General features: G+C 61.1%; 18 protein-coding genes. 12 read left to right on the plus strand and 6 right to left on the minus strand.

Annotated features, from left to right (window positions below):
- Nucleotides 1–165: 165 nt before the first annotated feature.
- Together PG896_RS04395 and arfB are read right to left on the minus strand one after the other, a co-directional pair.
- The gene (locus PG896_RS04395; protein ID WP_270835393.1) at nt 166–660 is read right to left on the minus strand and encodes a methylated-DNA--[protein]-cysteine S-methyltransferase; all 495 of its coding nucleotides are present in this window, start codon (nt 658–660) and stop codon (nt 166–168) included.
- Nucleotides 661–686: 26 nt separating this feature from the next.
- Nucleotides 687–1,103: an alternative ribosome rescue aminoacyl-tRNA hydrolase ArfB gene (gene arfB / locus PG896_RS04400; RefSeq protein WP_010673067.1), complete on the minus strand. Its 417-nt coding sequence runs from the start codon at nt 1,101–1,103 to the stop codon at nt 687–689.
- 201 nt (nt 1,104–1,304) lie between these two features.
- On the opposite strand from arfB, the gene glnK reads away from it, so the two are divergent.
- The 5 genes from glnK (at nt 1,305) to PG896_RS04425 (ending at nt 6,614) form a co-directional block, all read left to right on the plus strand.
- A complete protein-coding gene (gene glnK, locus PG896_RS04405) occupies nt 1,305–1,643 on the plus strand; it encodes a P-II family nitrogen regulator (RefSeq protein WP_005332325.1) in 339 nt (112 codons plus the stop codon).
- A gap of 228 nt (nt 1,644–1,871) precedes the next feature.
- Nucleotides 1,872–2,879 carry a Fe(3+) ABC transporter substrate-binding protein gene (locus PG896_RS04410; protein WP_202040298.1) on the plus strand — a complete coding sequence of 336 codons (1,008 nt, stop codon included), beginning with the start codon at nt 1,872–1,874 and terminating at the stop codon, nt 2,877–2,879.
- A gap of 39 nt (nt 2,880–2,918) precedes the next feature.
- The gene (locus tag PG896_RS04415) at nt 2,919–4,544 is read left to right on the plus strand and encodes an ABC transporter permease (RefSeq protein WP_151027177.1); all 1,626 of its coding nucleotides are present in this window, start codon (nt 2,919–2,921) and stop codon (nt 4,542–4,544) included.
- Nucleotides 4,545–4,584: 40 nt separating this feature from the next.
- Nucleotides 4,585–5,619 (plus strand): ABC transporter ATP-binding protein, encoded by a 1,035-nt coding sequence (locus PG896_RS04420; protein ID WP_104455236.1) that lies wholly within the window; start codon nt 4,585–4,587, stop codon nt 5,617–5,619.
- A gap of 89 nt (nt 5,620–5,708) precedes the next feature.
- Nucleotides 5,709–6,614: a Dyp-type peroxidase gene (locus PG896_RS04425; RefSeq protein ID WP_270835394.1), complete on the plus strand. Its 906-nt coding sequence runs from the start codon at nt 5,709–5,711 to the stop codon at nt 6,612–6,614.
- 79 nt (nt 6,615–6,693) lie between these two features.
- Here the strand turns inward: PG896_RS04425 and argR are convergent, their stop codons facing one another.
- Nucleotides 6,694–7,164, minus strand: a complete 471-nt coding sequence (gene argR, locus PG896_RS04430; protein ID WP_005308670.1) for a transcriptional regulator ArgR — start codon at nt 7,162–7,164, stop codon at nt 6,694–6,696.
- A 200-nt stretch (nt 7,165–7,364) separates the two neighbouring features.
- Here argR and PG896_RS04435 point away from each other — a divergent pair, with 200 nt between their 5' ends.
- From PG896_RS04435 to PG896_RS04460, 6 genes are all read left to right on the plus strand, one after another.
- Nucleotides 7,365–8,105 carry an ATP-binding cassette domain-containing protein gene (locus PG896_RS04435; protein WP_041210949.1) on the plus strand — a complete coding sequence of 247 codons (741 nt, stop codon included), beginning with the start codon at nt 7,365–7,367 and terminating at the stop codon, nt 8,103–8,105.
- 24 nt (nt 8,106–8,129) lie between these two features.
- The gene (locus PG896_RS04440) at nt 8,130–8,867 is read left to right on the plus strand and encodes an arginine ABC transporter substrate-binding protein (protein ID WP_010673073.1); all 738 of its coding nucleotides are present in this window, start codon (nt 8,130–8,132) and stop codon (nt 8,865–8,867) included.
- A gap of 3 nt (nt 8,868–8,870) precedes the next feature.
- On the plus strand, nt 8,871–9,521 hold the full coding sequence (artQ, locus tag PG896_RS04445; RefSeq protein ID WP_125117090.1) for an arginine ABC transporter permease ArtQ: 651 nt from the start codon (nt 8,871–8,873) through the stop codon (nt 9,519–9,521).
- 2 nt (nt 9,522–9,523) lie between these two features.
- On the plus strand, nt 9,524–10,186 hold the full coding sequence (artM, locus tag PG896_RS04450; RefSeq protein WP_270835395.1) for an arginine ABC transporter permease ArtM: 663 nt from the start codon (nt 9,524–9,526) through the stop codon (nt 10,184–10,186).
- 242 nt (nt 10,187–10,428) lie between these two features.
- Nucleotides 10,429–11,364 carry a malate dehydrogenase gene (mdh, locus tag PG896_RS04455; protein WP_270835396.1) on the plus strand — a complete coding sequence of 312 codons (936 nt, stop codon included), beginning with the start codon at nt 10,429–10,431 and terminating at the stop codon, nt 11,362–11,364.
- Between the two features lie 402 nt (nt 11,365–11,766).
- Nucleotides 11,767–12,420 carry a tetratricopeptide repeat protein gene (locus PG896_RS04460; protein ID WP_270835445.1) on the plus strand — a complete coding sequence of 218 codons (654 nt, stop codon included), beginning with the start codon at nt 11,767–11,769 and terminating at the stop codon, nt 12,418–12,420.
- Between the two features lie 82 nt (nt 12,421–12,502).
- Here PG896_RS04460 and hmpA read toward each other — a convergent pair whose 3' ends face one another.
- On the minus strand, nt 12,503–13,696 hold the full coding sequence (gene hmpA, locus PG896_RS04465; RefSeq protein WP_109113234.1) for an NO-inducible flavohemoprotein: 1,194 nt from the start codon (nt 13,694–13,696) through the stop codon (nt 12,503–12,505).
- A 111-nt stretch (nt 13,697–13,807) separates the two neighbouring features.
- Between hmpA and PG896_RS04470 the strand changes: the two genes are divergently transcribed.
- Complete coding sequence (locus PG896_RS04470) at nt 13,808–14,275, plus strand: Rrf2 family transcriptional regulator (RefSeq protein ID WP_039039978.1); 468 nt, start codon at nt 13,808–13,810, stop codon at nt 14,273–14,275.
- A 30-nt stretch (nt 14,276–14,305) separates the two neighbouring features.
- Here PG896_RS04470 and PG896_RS04475 read toward each other — a convergent pair whose 3' ends face one another.
- Both PG896_RS04475 and PG896_RS04480 read right to left on the minus strand, forming a co-directional pair.
- Nucleotides 14,306–15,586, minus strand: coding sequence for an HlyC/CorC family transporter (locus tag PG896_RS04475; RefSeq protein ID WP_270835397.1), 1,281 nt, complete (start codon nt 15,584–15,586; stop codon nt 14,306–14,308).
- Between the two features lie 39 nt (nt 15,587–15,625).
- A complete protein-coding gene (locus PG896_RS04480; protein WP_104456054.1) occupies nt 15,626–16,417 on the minus strand; it encodes a cytochrome C assembly family protein in 792 nt (263 codons plus the stop codon).
- Between the last annotated feature and the right edge of the window lie 157 nt (nt 16,418–16,574).

Raw genomic sequence — 16,574 nt, forward strand, 5'->3', positions numbered from 1 at the left:
TTGGGGTGTTTCCCGTCATGGGCAGTGCAACGCCGCCTGCGGTCTGTTGTTGGGACCAGCAACTCGTATGTGATGGAGATGCCGCTCGTCAGAGGATCCGCGCGAGTGGCCTGTGGTCTGTGGTGCCTGCACCCGCAATCCGCATTTGACAGGAGGCGCGCCCTTTCATGGGGTCAGCGCGAAGTGGTCTGCGGTCTCCTGCTCCAGTGCCAGCAACCAGCGCTTGATGGGGATGCCTCCTCCGTAGCCGATCAGTTCACCGCTGCGCCCTATGACCCTGTGGCAGGGCACTATGATGCTGAGGGGATTGCGGCCGTTGGCGGCGCCCACCGCCCGCACCGCCCTGGGGTTGCCGATGGCCTCTGCAATCTGGAGGTAGCTGACGGTCTCGCCGTAGGGGATGTCGCACAGCGCCTGCCACACGGCCTGCTGGAATGGTGTGCCCGTGGCGGCCAGGGGGAGATCGAAGCGCCGCAGGCGGCCGGCAAAGTAGGCGGCAAACTGCTCGACGAAGGGGGCCAGGGCGGCATCATCCCGCTGCCACTCCGGTTGCGGCAGGACGGGGCGCTCCCCTTGCATGAATTCCACGTGGCGCAGCCCGGCTCCATCGATGGCGATGAGCAGGGGCCCCTTGGCGCACTCACAAAAGCTGTACTGCATTCTCTTGTCCTCGGGGTTGTGGCAGGTCACTCCAGCACGGGCTTGCCGCGGGTGGATTTGATCTCTCCCTTGCGTTTCTTGGCATCGACCCGCTTGCGCTGGGAGCTGCGGGTCGGCTTGGTGGCGTGGCGGGCCTTGGGGCGCCACGCGGCTTTTTTCAGCAGCTCGGTCAGGCGGCTCATGGCCTCCTTGCGATTCATGTCCTGGCTGCGATGGGTCTCGACCCTGATCTGGATGAAGCCGTCGTGAACCCGGCTGTCGCTGAGCCGCTCCAGTCCCTCCTTGTAGAGCGGCGGCAGGCTGGGGGAGTCGCGATAATCGAAGCGCAGCCAGACGGCGGAGTCGGTCTTGTTGACGTGCTGGCCGCCATTGCCCTGGGCCCGCATGGTCTGGAATTGCAGTTCATGCCAGGGGATGATCACGCTGTTGGAGATGACTAACATGGGGTGATGCTCTCATTTGGTGCATCAAGGGAGTCTGGTGCAGCTTGGTGCCTCATTATGGGGCGAGATGCGCTTCCTTGGTGATCCTGAGCCTTTCTGGCTCAGAATGTCATATCTATCTATATGAAAATAAACGATAAAAATACTTGGCACAAGAATTGATGACCCATTCGTGACATACCATGGATTGGGAGCAACCAGATGAAGCTGATTACTGCGATTATCAAACCTTTCAAGTTGGACGACGTGCGCGAGGCCATCGCCAACCTGGGGGTGGAAGGCCTGACCGTCTCCGAAGTGAAGGGTTTTGGTCGCCAGAAGGGGCACACCGAATTATATCGGGGGGCCGAGTACCAGGTCGACTTTCTGCCGAAGGTGAAGCTGGAGATCGCCACCGCAGACGAGAACGTCGAAGGGGTGATCGAGGCCATCTGCAAGGCGGCCTATACCGGCAAGATCGGTGACGGCAAGATTTTCGTCTATGACCTGCTGCAAGCGGTGCGTATTCGTACTGGTGAGAGCGACGACGAGGCGCTCTGAGTACGCTCCTTTGCCCGGCCGGGTCGGGCAAAGGTCCGGGCAGGTTCTGCCGACAGTGTAAATGGGTGGTCGTCGAAAGACCGGATGGGATTCCATCCGGTCTTTTTGTTTGGCCGCTGATTAAATAGATCGTTCCAACCCAGCAAACCGCCTTGATCCTCTCCTCCCGATTCATGCAGAATACAAACGAAAATGGTTATCACTCTTTACGCAGACAAGGAACGGATGATGAAAATGAAGATGTTGGCACTGGCTTTCTCCACGCTTGTCGCCCAGTCGGCGTTCGCCGCCCAGGAGGTAAACGTCTATTCGAACCGTCAGGATGAGCTGATCAAGCCCATCATCCAGCAGTTCGAGAAGGAGACCGGGATCAAGGTCAATGTGGTGTTTGCCAAAGAGGGGCTGAACGAGCGTCTGGAACGGGAAGGCAAGCTCTCTCCGGCCGATCTGATGCTGACCGTGGACATCAGCCGTCTGACCGAGCTGGTGGACAAGGACCTGGTGCAGCCGGTGGACAGCAAGACGCTGCAGGAGAACATCCCCGCCATCTATCGCGATCCGGACAACCGCTGGTTCGCCCTGACCACCCGGGTGCGTGCCATCTACTCCAGCAAGGAGCGTCTCGGCAAGCTCGACACCATCCGCTACGAAGATCTGGTCAAGCCTGAATTCAAAGGAAAAATTTGTACCCGTAGCGGCAAGCACGAGTACAATGTGGCGCTGGTTTCGTCCATGATTGCCCATCACGGCATGGCGGATACCAAGACCTGGCTGGAAGGGGTCAAGGCCAACCTGGCGCGCAAGCCCCAGGGCAACGACCGTGATCAGGTCAAGGCGATCAAGGACGGCATCTGTGATGTCTCCCTGGGCAACAGCTACTACCTGGGGGCCATGTTGAAGGACCCGGCGCAGAAGTCCTGGGCCGACGCGGTGGAAATCAACTTCCCGAACCAGGGTGATCGCGGTGCCCACGTCAACGTGAGCGGCGTGGCCATGACCAAGTATGCCAAGAACAAGGAAGCAGCACAGAAGCTGATGGAGTTCCTCTCCGGGGATACCGCCCAGCACATGTATGCGGATGTGAATGCCGAGTACCCGGTCAAGGCGGGGGTCGAGCCTTCTGCCATGGTCAAGTCCTGGGGCACGTTCAAGTCTGACCCCATGCCGGTCAGCGATTATGCCAAGCACCGCAAGGACGCCTTGCAACTGCTGGATGAAGTGAAATTCGACTTGTAATCAGATGGGGCCAACGGCCCCATCAACTTCTGTGGACTCATGAAACATTTTGGATGGATTGCCGGCAGTTGGGCCACCGCCCTGCTGCTGGGTTTGCCGGTACTCGCCCTGGTCTTCTCCGCCTTCTCGGCTGATGGGGAACTGTTTGCCCACCTCGCCGATACCGTACTGCCCGACTATCTGCGAAACACGTCCGGCCTGGTGCTGGGGGTGGTCTGCCTCAGCCTGCTGTTCGGAGTGCCCACCGCCTGGCTGGTGGCCATGTGCGAGGTGCCGGGGCGCCGCGCCCTGCAATGGGCGCTGATGCTGCCCATGGCGATGCCCTCCTATATCGTTGCCTACGTCTATACCGACCTGCTCGACTACTCGGGCCCGCTGCAGGCGGGGCTGCGTGCCCTGTTTGGCTGGCAGGGACCGACCGACTACTGGTTCCCGGCCATTCGCTCCCTCGGGGGCGCCGCCTGGGTGCTGGCGCTGGTGCTCTTCCCCTATGTCTATCTGCTGGCACGGGCCTCCTTCCTGGAGCAGTCGGTCAGCCTCATTCACTCCAGCCGTCTGCTCGGCTGCACCCCCTGGCAGAGCTTTCGCCGCCTGAGCCTCCCCCTGGCCCGCCCGGCCATCATGGTGGGGGCATCTCTGGTCGCGATGGAAACTCTGGCGGACTTTGCCACCGTCCACTTCTTTGCCATCAACACCCTGACCACCGCCATCTACGACACCTGGCTCGGCTACGGCAGCCTGGCGACCGCCGCCAAGCTCTCCTGTCTGATGCTGCTGGCGGTGGTGCTGCTCATCGCGCTGGAGCGCCGCTCCCGCCAGCGCCAGCAGGTGTTCCAGAAGTCCATGGGCTTCGAGCAGCCCCTGCGTTACCCCCTCGGGGGCCTGAGGGGCGTGCTGGCCGGGCTCTGGTGCTGGGGCCTGGTGCTGGCGGGGTTCGCCCTGCCGTTCGTCATCCTGCTCGATTACGGGGTGCGTTACTTCGCGCTGTCGTGGACGCCCGAATTCGTGCGCTTTGCGGGCAACAGCCTCGCCATCTCGGCCCTGACCGCCCTGCTGGCCATGGCCATTGCCCTGCTGCTCGGCTTCTTCCGTCGCCTCGATGGGGGGACTCGCAGCCTGCTGCCCCTGCGCCTCGCCGCCATGGGCTATGCCATGCCGGGGACCGTGCTGGCCATCGGCGTGCTGGTGCCGCTCACGGCCCTGGATTTTGGCATCAACGATCTGGCCGAGTGGCTCGGGATGCCGGGCCCCGGTCTGCTCCTGACCGGCACCCTCACCGCCATCGTGTTCGGCTATCTGGTGCGCTTCGTCGCCATCGCCATCGGGTCGGTGGAGAGCAGCATGAGCAAGATCTCCCCCAGCCTCGACATGGCGGCCCGCTCTCTGGGGCAGGGGGCGGGCGGCATGCTGCGTCGCATTCACCTGCCGCTGGTACGCCGCGGCCTCTTTGCCGGCGCCATGCTGGTGTTCATCGAATCCATGAAGGAGCTGCCCGCCGCCCTGCTGCTGCGGCCGTTCAACTTCGAAACCCTGGCGACCCACGTCTATCAGTTCGTCTCGGACGAGATGCTGGAGCGGGGGGCGCTCGGTGCCATCGTCATCGTGCTGGTGGGGCTGATTCCCCTGCTGTGGATAAACCGTACCCTGGATGGTCCAGGCCATTGAGCGGCCCCGTCCGGCATCACTACGCGAGAGGAAAAGAACCTTGTCCTGCCTGAATATCGAGAAGGTCAGCTGTCACTACAATGGCCGCCCCGTGCTGGAGCAGCTCTCCCTGCAGGTGGCCGACAACGAGATCGTCTGTCTGCTGGGGGCCAGCGGCTGTGGCAAGACCACGCTGCTCAAGGCGGTGGCCGGTCTGCTGCCCCTGGCCCAGGGGGAGATCCGGCTGGGAGAGACCCTGCTCGATGCCCCCGGCGTGAGTGTGCCGCCGGAGGCCCGCCATATCGGCATGATCTTCCAGGATTACGCTCTCTTTCCTCACCTGACGGTGGCCGAGAACGTCGGCTTCGGCCTGACCGGGCAGGATCGCGGCAGCCGCCTGCAGCAGGTGGAAGAGGCGCTGGCGCTGGTCAACCTGCAGGGATTGGGGGAGCGCTATCCCCATCAGCTCTCCGGCGGCCAGCAGCAGCGGGTGGCCATCGCCCGCGCCCTGGTGTGCAAGCCGCGCCTGATGCTGCTGGACGAGCCCTTCTCCAACATCGACACCCAGGTGCGGATGAAGCTGATCCTCGAGATCCGCACCCTGCTCAAACAGCAGGGCATTGGCGCCATCTTCGTCAGCCACAGCAAGGAAGAGGCCTTCGCCTTCGCCGATCGGCTGGCCCTGTTTCGCGCCGGTCGCATCGAGCAGGTGGGGGAGCCGGAGCAGCTCTATCGCCGCCCCGGGAACCGCTTCGTGGCGGAGTTTCTCGGCGGGGTCAACTATCTGGCGGCCGAGGTGGTGGACAGCCACTGCGTGCAGACCCTCCTTGGAACCATCTGCGGTCAGGAGCCCCATGGCCGCGCGGTGGGGGAGCGGCTGCAGCTCATGCTCAGACCCCAGCAGTTGGCGCTGACGGCGGCGGATGACGGTGAGCTCCGGGTGCGTGAGCAACAGTTCCTGGGCCATCACTGCCGGGTACTGGTGGAGTGTGGCGGCCAGCAACTGGAAGCCAGCATCGGTGAGCCCCTGGAAGGGGAGCGCGCGCGGGTGACCGTGGCGCCTCATGCCCTGGTGTTGTTTGACCCCTTGCCCTGAGTGCGTGGTATTGTCATGAAATCAATGAACTGGAAGCGCGCTGGTTTATAATCGCGCCACGCCCATAGCCAACGCACTTGGAGAGAGACATGAAAGCCCAAGCCGGGATCTGCGCAGAGCCGAATCTGCACGCCCTCTATCTGATGTTCAATCGCACCGGTGACGCCGCTGCCCTGACCTCCCGCCTTGCCAGCCTGCCAGCACTCTGGGAGGCGGTGAGCGCCGACTTCCCCGATGCGGCTTTCAGCGGTCTGGTCGCCGTCGGGGCCGACGCCTGGGATGATCTCTATCCTGCCGCCCGGCCGCCCCAGTTCCGCGGTTTCATGGCGCAATCCGCCAACGGTCAGGAGGCCCCCAATACCCCGTTCGATCTCTTCGTACAATTGCGTGCTGATCGGGTGGACGTGCTGCATCATGCCGGTCATCGCGTCATGGCCCTGCTGGCCGGGCTTGTTGAATTGGCCGAGGAAGTCCGCGGTTTTCGCAACCAGGATTGCCGGGATCTGACCGGTTTCGTCGACGGCACCGAGAACCCGCAGGATGAGCACCGAGCCGAGGTGGCGTTGCTGGACGGCGGCGAGTTCGCCGGTGGCTCCTACATCCACGTGCAGCGCTGGGTCCACGCCATGAGCGACTGGGAGAAGCTGGCCCTGAAGGAGCAGGAAGACATCATAGGCCGCACCAAGGTCGACAACATCGAATACGAGTCCGCCGACAAGCCGCTCACCTCCCACATCAAGCGGGTCAACCTCAAGACCCCGAAGGGGGAGTCCATGGAGATCCTGCGCCAGAGCATGCCCTGGGGCACCATGAGCGAGCAGGGGCTCTACTTCATCTCCTGCTGCCGCACGCCGCTGCACTTCAACGCCATGCTGGCCAGCATGTACAAAGGGGAAGGCAGCCACTTCGACCACCTGCTGCGCTTCACCCGGACGGTGACCGGCGCGGCCTTCTTCGCCCCTTCCGTCGATTTTCTGGTGGCCGAGGGCAAATAAACCCGGCCTGCCGACCGCTCAAAACAAAAAATCCCGGCCAAGGCCGGGATTTTTGTGCGGATCGCCCAAGGCGATCGGATCAGGGCGTCTGCTCGAACAGCTCGAGGGCGGAGAGGTAGAGCTCCTCGATGTCGGTATCGCTGGTCGGGGTGATGAAGATGGTGTCATCACCGGCGATGGTGCCGAGGATCCCTTCGGCCTTGCCGAGGGAGTCAAGCAGGCGGGCGATCAGCTGGGCTGCGCCGGGACTGGTGTGGATCACCACCAGAGCGCCGTTGTGGTCGACATCCAGCACCAGGTTCTTGAGGGGGCTGGAGGTGGTGGGCACGCCCAGTTCCACCGGCAGACAGTAGACCATCTCCATCTTGGCATTGCGGGTGCGAACGGCGCCGAAGCGGCTCAGCATGCGCGAGACCTTGGATTGGTTGATGTTCTCGAAGCCCATCTCTTGCAGGGCAGTCACTATCTCTGCCTGGGAGCCGAAACGCTCCTCTTTCAGCAAGGCTTTAAAGGCCTTGGCCAGTTTTTCTTGCTTGTCGTTATGTTTCATCTTGGACTCACGAATGAGGGGAGTGACCGCCTGTCACGCTCAGGCGGTAGATACGAACAGCGCTGCTATTTTGCATTCATATGCCTGTTTTGGCAAGGAAGCGGCGCTTGTTCTGCATATTGATTCAAATATAGCTTGCATCAACTTATGCTGGCGCTAGAATCAGGACGAAATTTTGAAAACTTATTCAATTGGGCTGTATGGGTATCGAATTAATCGGCATCGAAAAATCCTGGCACAAGGTGCCGGTACTGCAGCAGGTGAGCTTTCGGACTGCTCCCGGCGAGACCTTGGTATTGCTGGGCCCGAGCGGGGCAGGCAAGAGCTCTCTGCTGCGCATGATGAACTTGCTGGACACGCCGGATGCCGGTGTGTTGCGCATCGCAGACTGTGAATTTTCTTTCCCGTCCAGCCTCTCAACTGCCGAATTCAACCGTCAGGCACAGGCGCTGCGCCGCAAGGTGGGCATGGTGTTCCAGCAGTACAATCTGTGGCCGCACCTCACCGTGATGGAGAATCTGATTGAAGCGCCCGTCAAGGTGCTCGGCATGAGCCGCGACGCGGCCATCGAGAAAGGGGCCTATTTGCTGGCCCAGCTGCAACTGGCCGACAAACGGGACGCCTGGCCCGCACGGCTTTCCGGTGGCCAGCAGCAGCGGGTCGCCATTGCCCGGACCCTGATGATGGATCCCCAGGTGCTGCTGTTTGACGAACCGACGGCTGCCCTGGATCCCGAAATTACCAAAGAGGTGGCGGAGATCATCCGCACTCTGAGCCAGACCGGCATCACCCAGGTGGTGGTGACCCACGAGGTGGAGTTCGCCCGCAAGGTGGCCAGTCAGGTGATCTATCTGGAGAAGGGGCGGATCATCGAATCCGGCACCGCCGCCATCTTCCAGTCCCCGCAAACCAGCCGGTTTGCCGAATTCTTGATGCATTGATATTGAGTCGATAAGGAAGCTGTCATGAAAAAGAGTCTGTTGCTGATCGCCGCCATGGGTCTGCTGAGCACTTCTGTGCTGGCCAAAGAGATCAAGTTCGCCACCGAGGCAACCTATGCGCCGTTCGAATACCTGGATGACAAGAACGAGTTCCAGGGGTTTGACATCGATCTGGCCCGCGCTGTCTGCGAGCAGGCCAAGCTGGAGTGCAGCTTCCACAACCAGGCCTTCGACAGCCTGATCCCCAGCCTCAAGTTCCGTCGCTATGACGCCGTCATCGCCGCCATGGACGTGACCCCGGAGCGGGCTGCCCAGGTCGACTTCTCCGACATCTATTACGAGAACTCCGCGGTGTTCGTCGCCAAGAAAGAGACCTTCAAGGGGCCGGACGATCTGGTGGACAAGACAGTTGGCGTGCAGAACGGCACTTCTCACCAGTCCTATCTGGTGGACAACTGGGTGAGCAAGGGTCTGCTGACCGTGCCCTACGCCAGCTACCAGAGCGCCTTCCTCGACATGATGAATGGCCGCACTGACGGAGTGTTTGCCGATACGGCGGTGGCCGCCGACTGGCTCAAGCAGCACAAGGAATACGCCGTGGTCGGTACCCCGGTGACCGACGCCAAGTACTTCGGTACCGGTTTTGGCATCGCGGTGGCCAAGGGCAACCAGGAACTGCTGACCCAGCTGAACAAGGGGCTGGCCGAGATCAAGGCCAACGGCACCTATCAGAAGATCTATGACAAGTACTTCGCGCAGTAAGCCATGTTGAGCCTGTTGTTGGATGCAGCCTGGATGACCCTCGGGCTGGCCCTGGCATCCCTGGTCGGTGGCATGGTGCTGGCACTGGCATTCAGTGCGGCTGAGTTGAGCAAGCAGCGTGCGTTGGTGTGGCCCGTGGCCACCCTGACCACCTTGATCCGTGGTCTGCCCGAGTTGCTGGTGGTGCTCTTCATCTACTTCGGCTCGACCCAGGTGCTGTTCCTCATCACCGGGGAGTATGTGGAGTTCAGCCCGTTCGCCTGCGGTGTGCTGGCGCTCTCCCTGCTGTTTGCGAGCTACGCCACCCAGACCCTGCGTGCCGCCCTCAATGCGGTGCCCACGGGGCAGCGGCTGGCGGCGCAGGCGCTCGGCCTGGGCAAGGGGCACACCTTCTTTCGCATCGTGCTGCCCCAGGCCTGGCGTCACGCCCTGCCGGGGCTGGGCAACCAGTGGCTGGTGCTGCTCAAAGACACCGCTCTGGTCTCCCTCATCGGGGTAAACGAGATGATGCGTCAGGCACAGATGGCGTCGGCCAGCACCTATCAACCCTTCACCTGGTACGCCGCTGCCGCCCTCATCTATCTGGCCATCAGTCTGGTGAGTGAATTCGGCTTGAAGCAGGCGTCCCGCTATACCCGCCGTTACGGAGGCTGACCATGCAGGATTACCTGATGACCCTGCTGGGAGGGCTGGCGATCACCTTGCAGCTCACCGCATTCAGCTTGCTCCTGGGCGTGCTGATGGCGGCCGGCATGACCTGGGTGCTGGAGCGTCGCATTCCGGTGGCGACCCAGCTGGTGCAGCTCTGGGTACTGGTCTTTACCGGTACGCCGTTGCTCATCCAGATCTTCCTCATCTACTACGGGCCTGGTCAGTTTGAATGGCTCAAGGCGGGGCCGCTCTGGCCGCTGCTCAAGCAACCCTGGTTCTGCGCCGTGCTGGCGCTCGGTTTCAATACCGCAGCCTACTCCACCCGGCTGTTTAAGGGGGCGCTCGACGCCATCCCCGCCGGTGAAGTGGAGGCCTGCCGTGCGCTCGGCTTCTCCGTCGGACAGACCCTGTGGATGAAGGCCCGCCATGCCGCCCGTCGGCTGGTCCCCGCCTATTCCAACGAGGTGATCCTGGTGCTCAAGGGGAGTTCGCTCGCCAGTACCATCACCATCATGGACATCATGGGGCTGGCCCAGCGTCTCAACGCCCAGACCTATGACACCCTGGCGGTGTTCACCGTGGCCGGAGCGCTCTATCTGACCATGAATGGATTGTTAACAATTGGTTTCCGCTGGTGTGAGCGTCGGGCACTGGCTTTCCAGTCCTGAAGCAGTCACATTTACCTCTTAATGGTGAGGGGGGCACAGGAAATCTGTGTCTTTCCTCCCATTTATCGCATATTCCTCTCCGCTTTCATCGCCGCTTGTTCCCTGGCTCACAGAACCCGTGATTACAACTGTTATCAGATTGTTTTTTAGGAGGGGATCCTTTAAGGTGAGGCGCACAATAAGAATCAGCATTAACCCAACTAGAAACAACCTTAAACCTACGCTTAGACATGGAGTTGATCATGAAAGTTGCCGTTCTGGGTGCCGCCGGTGGCATCGGCCAAGCCCTCGCTCTGCTGTTGAAAAACCGCCTGCCTGCCGGTTCCGAACTGAGCCTGTATGACATTGCCCCGGTCACTCCGGGCGTGGCGGCGGACCTGAGCCACATCCCGACTGACGTGAAAGTAAAAGGTTTCTGCGGTGAAGATCCGAGCCCGGCTCTGGTCGGCGCCAATGTCGTGCTGATCTCTGCCGGCGTGGCGCGCAAGCCCGGCATGGACCGTTCCGACCTGTTCAACATCAACGCCGGGATCGTCAAGAACCTGGTGGAAAAGTGTGCTGCTTCCTGCCCGAAAGCACTGATCGGCATCATCACCAACCCGGTCAACACCACGGTCGCCATCGCCGCCGAAGTGCTAAAGAAAGCCGGTGTCTATGACAAGCGTCGCCTGTTCGGCGTGACCACCCTGGATGTGATCCGTGGCGAGACCTTCGTGGCCGAAGCCAAGGGCCTGAACGTTGACAAGGTACGTGTCAACGTCATCGGCGGTCACAGTGGCGTGACCATTCTGCCGCTGCTCTCCCAGGTTGAAGGCGCCAGCTTCACCGCTGAGGAAGTGGCTGCCATGACCAAGCGCATTCAGAATGCCGGTACCGAAGTGGTGGAAGCCAAGGCCGGTGGCGGTTCCGCCACTCTCTCCATGGGTCAGGCAGCCTGCCGTTTCGGTCTGTCGCTCATCAAGGGTCTGCAAGGGGAAGCCAACGTCATCGAGTGTGCCTATGTGGAAGGCAACGGTGAGCACGCCACCTTCTTCGCGCAGCCGGTGCTGCTCGGCAAGAACGGTGTCGAAACCGTGCTGGACTACGGCAAGCTGAGCGCCTTCGAGCAGGAAGCGATGGACAGCATGCTGGCCACCCTGAAGGCTGACATCCAGCTGGGCGTCGACTTCGTCAAGTAAGTTGCTACGTCGACCGCAAGGGGAGCCCAGGCTCCCCTTTGTCATTTTCGGGGTTGGGTGTAGCGGGCTAAGGAGATGGCCCTGGCTGCCGATAACAGAAGGCAGCAGGAGATCCCTATGATAAAACCAAGAACCCTCATCGCCATTATCGGTGTGTGCAGCTTCCCTTTGCAGGGTGCGGAGCCCACCTCGGCCGCTGCGCAACCCCAGTCGGCGGCGGTCACGGCCGCTCCCGTCCCGACGCCCTCGGCGGCCTTGCCATCGACCGCCCCGGTCCCAACACCGGTTGCGGAGCCCTCGGCCAGTCCGGCCACAGCACCGACGCCCTCGGCGGCCTTGCCATCGACCGCCCCGGTCCCAGCACCGGTTGCGGAGTCCTCGGCCAGTGTGGCCACAGCTCCCATGCCGTCAACCGCGGTGCCGGCCGCTGTCGCCCCCGTGGCATCTGCCCCGGCCCCGGCGCCGCTGCCCAGGGCGACGACGCAGGCATCCGCTGCTGCGGGAGAGTTGCAGGCCGTGCCGCTCTATCGCCAGGACGAACTGCTCAACTGGATAGAGCAGGGGCGCCATCTGGCCCGGGTGAAGCAGGACAGGTGCCAGCTCACCCAGGATATCGAGGCGAGGGCCTCGGTGATGAAGATCCCTGCCTATCAGTTCCTCTGGGGAGACATGCTGGCCTGGGGAGTTTGCACCAAGCCGGATGCCCAGATCGGGGTGCAGTACATGTGGGAGGCCGCCAACCAGGGGCTGGCGCCGGCGCTGGAACAGCTTGGCCGCTATTACTGGAAGGGGATCCTGGTCCAGAAGGATCTGGTGCGGGCCGAGACCCTGATGCGGGAAGCCGCGAGCCTCGGCTTCTTGCGGGCACAGATGGAGTGGGTGGAGATGTTGCTGCAGGGCATGGGGAGTCCCCTGGATTATGAGGAGGCGTATCACTGGCTGCACGGCGCCGTCATCGGCGACAAGGCCATGCACCAGAAGGCGGCGAGCCTGCTCAGCCGGCTCGGCAACCGGATGCCCGCCAATGCCATCGCCCGTGCCAAGGCGATGCACTGAGTTCTGGTAGCCCGCTTTGATATTACAAGGCCCACGAAGCTGTGCTTGTGGGCCTTGTGCATTTTCCCGGTCAGGGGAGGGATCAGAGGCCCTGATGGGGGCCGAAGACCTCGTAGTGCATCCGCTCGGCAGGCACGCCCACATTCTCCAACTGAGCTTTGACTGCCTTCATGAACGGGACAGGGCCGCAGAAATAGTAGTGGGCGTCGGCCGGAATGAGGTCGGTGACCTGCTCCAGTGCCAGAGTGCCGCTGAAGTCGTAATCCTCTCCTTTGACATCCTGCTCCCCCGGCTCCCGATACCAGATCCGGCTCTCCAGTTTCCCGTGTTGCCTGCTCTTTGCCCGGATCTCGTCCCTGAACGCGTGGTGGGCGCCGTGTTCGCAGGCGTGAAGCCAGCGAATATCCACATCCGGGCCCTCGGCCAGCAAGTGGTTGAGCATGCTCAGCATGGGGGTGAGGCCGACCCCGGCGGAGATCAGCACCACGGGCGTGTCTGTCTCCTCTTGCAGGAAGAAGTCGCCGGCCGGCGGCATGATGTCGACCGTGTCACCGATGTGAAGATGATCATGCAACAGGTTGGAGGCCTGACCCCTGGGTTCGCGCTTGACGCTGATGCGGTAGTCGCGGCCATTGGGGGCGTCCGAGAGGGAATACTGGCGGATCTCCTGATGCTCGAGGGCGGGATGAACCAGCTTGATACTGAGATATTGCCCCGGTTTGAAACGCAACACGGGGTTGCCATCGAGGGGGGCCAGGACGAAAGAGGTGATGAGTTCACTCTCCTGACGCTTCTCCTTGATGATGAAAGGACGGGTTCCCTGCCAACCACCGTCCTGGCTTGTCTTCTCCCGATAGAGCTCGCTCTCCCGGCCGATAAAGATGTCGGCCAGCACACCGTACGCCTTGCCCCAGGCGGTAAGTACCTCCTCCGTGACAGCGTTGCCACCCATTTCTTTGAGCGTGGCCAAGAGATGACTACCCACAATGTGATATTGTTCCGGCTGGATCAGGAAACCCGTGTGTTTGTGGGCGATGCGTTCAACGGCTCCGGCCAGGGCCCCCAGATTGTCGATGTTTCTGGCATAGGCCGCCACCGCACTGAACAGTGCCAAGGGCTGTCCCCCGCTACGCTGGTGAGCCAGGTTGAAGAGATCCTTCAACTCGGGATTGTGGCTGAACATGCGCTGATAAAAGTGCCGTGTGAGGTCAGGGCCCGCCGATTCGAGCAAAGGAATGGTGCTCTTGATGACGGCGATGGTGGCTTGGTCTAACATAGGAGGTCCTTTCTAATTGAACATCTGGAATGTCACTTATTAAGTTGCATCCTAAATGTTTAATTGATCTGGATCAATCATCAATTCTTCGCGCTAGGCGCTACAGGCACTATGAGACTAACGAGCTATACCGATTTTGGATTGAGAGCCCTGCTCTATCTGGCCACCCTGCCGGAGGGGGAACTGTCGAGCGTGGCCAAGGTATCCGCCTTGTACGACGTATCCCGCAACCACATGGTGAAGGTGGTGAACCAGTTGGTAAAACTGGGCTATCTGCAGTCCCAGCGTGGCAAGAATGGTGGCATCCGCATGGCGCGCTCCCCCGACGAGATCAATATCGGGCAAGTGATCCGGGCATTGGAAGGCAATCTGGACGGGATCGACTGCAGCTCCCCGGTCTGCCATATCGTCTCCGTCTGTCTGCTCAAGAGTGCCTTGAAGGAGGCGATGAACGCCTTCCTCGCGGTGATGGATGGCTATACGCTGCAGGATTTGCTGGCAAACCGTGACGAGTTGCAGCAGGTGTTCGGTGAGCTCATCCCCACTCTGGTGCTGGAGCCGGATGACGAGAGCGAGTGAAACAAAAAGGCTGCCATCGGCAGCCTTTTTTCAATCCTCGTACTCTGAATCGTCCCGGTACAGGTGCGGCATGATCCTCGCCATCTTCACCATGTTGTTCTCCACTTCGAGAATCTCGATAGGGTAGCCCGCCAGCCTGACACTGATGTTGGGTTGGGGGATCTCCTCAAGGTACTCCAGGATGGCGCCATTGAGGGTCCGTGGGCCGTCCATGGGCAGGTGCCAGTCCATCTCCTTGTTCAGCTCGCGGATGCTGGCGGAGCCTTCGACCAGGAAGGAGCCGTCCGGCTGGGGATGGATCTCGTCACTCGGGGTCGGTGTCATGGAGGTGGTGAAGTCACCGACAATCTCTTCCAGGATGTCGTCCAGGGTGATCAGCCCCTGAATATCGCCATATTCGTCGACGATAAGGCCAATTCGCTCCTTGTTGCGCTGGAACTTGGCCAACTGCACGTTGAGGGGGGTCCCCTGGGGGATGAAATAGATGGGGTCGACTTCCCGCAGCAGGCTGGACTTGCTGAACTGATCCCGGGCGACCAGTCTCAGGGCATTCCGTGAGTGCAGGAAGCCGACGACGTCATCGATATTGTCGCGATAGAGCAGGATCTTGGTGTGGGCGCAGTGGGCCAGCTGGCGCAGTATGATCTTCCAGTCGTCATTGATGTCGATGGCGGAGATCTCGCTGCGCGGGACCATGATGTTCTCCACCGTCATCTTGTCGAGATCCAGGATGCTTATCAGCATCTCCTGGTGGTGCTTGGGAATGAGATTGCCCGCCTCGTTGACGATGGTGCGCAGCTCTTCGGAATTGAGGGAGTCATCCTTGTTGTGCTCTAGACGCAAGAGTTTCAGCAGCAGGTTCGTGATGCTGTTGATGAGCCAGACAAGGGGAGCGAACGGCACCATCAGCCCCTTGAGGATCCAGGAGGCAGGATAGGCTATCCGCTCGGGGAACATGGCCGCCAGTGTCTTGGGGGTGACTTCCCCGAATACCAGCACCACCAGGGTCAGCCCGAAGGTGGCAATGGCGACGCCGAGATCCCCGAACAGCCGGATGCAGACGATGGTCGCGATGGCGGAGGCCAGGATGTTGACCAGATTGTTGCCGATGAGAATGAGGCCAAGCAGGCGGTCCGGCCTGGCCAGCAGCTTCTCGACCCGGCGGGCAGCCTTGTGCTTGGTCTGGGCCAGATGCCGCAGCTTGTAGCGGTTGAGCGACATTAGACCGGTTTCGGAACTGGAGAAGAAGGCTGACAAAAGGATCAAGATAACGAGAACAATCAGCAATGTACTCGTTGAGATACTGTCCAAGAAGGGCTCCTGTAAGGATGGTTGGGGAATGTGCGTGTGTCAGCTAAGCAGCACTTCCTTGACGAAGCGGCTGCCAAAATAGGCCAGTGTCAGGATGAAGCTGCCGATGAGGCTCAGCATGATGACCTTGCGGCCGCGCCAGCCACGGGTATGGTGACCCCAGAGCAGCAGAGCGTAGACGCACCAGGCCAGGATAGAGAGGATGGCCTTGTGGGACTTGCCCTGGGCAAACATGTCTTCCAGGAAGAACAGGCCGGATGCGATGGAGAGAGTCAGCAGCAGCAGACCTGCGGAAATGAGCTGAAACAGGCGCTTCTCCACCGTCATCAGGGGTGGCATGGCTGGCAGGTGACTGATCTTTCTGGATTTCAGTTGCCTGTCCAGGCAGGCAAGCTGGAGGGCAAACAAGCAGGCGATCATCAGTACCGAATAGGCCATCAGCGCGAGGCCTATGTGCAGCAGCAACTGGGGGTGCGCTTCCAGATGGGTGATGTAGCGCCCGGGAATGAGCGCGCTGGCCGCCAGCAGCAGGGCTGAAAAACTGTAGACGACGGGCAGCAGGATCCAGCCGTTGAAGCGTCGGGTGACGCAGGTCATGAAGCAGCTGATGATAAGGCTGACCAGGGACGCCACGTTCAACATGCTGAGATTCTGGCCGGAATGGGTGACCAGCACTTCGCTGCCCACCGCCATGCCATGGGCGGTCAGGGCCAGGCCGACACAGGCGAACAGCGATACTTGCCCGACGGGCTTGGCGCTGAGCAGCATGTGCAGTGAGGCGATGATGGCCAGCAGGTAAAACGCCAGGGCCAGAACAGAGATCACGATCATAACCAGGTCGTTGTCAAACAAGCTTTATGGATAAGAGGGGCAGTATACCTTGCACAAGATATGCTCGCCAGTTGTGCCAGAGGCTAACTGCCCACATATAAGTAGGCGTTGATGGTCACCGTGCGGCGAATAATCGTCCTCCGGCGTTGACTGGGGT

The sequence above is a fragment of the Aeromonas sp. QDB30 genome, from assembly GCF_027707645.1.
Lineage (GTDB): Bacteria > Pseudomonadota > Gammaproteobacteria > Enterobacterales > Aeromonadaceae > Aeromonas > Aeromonas caviae.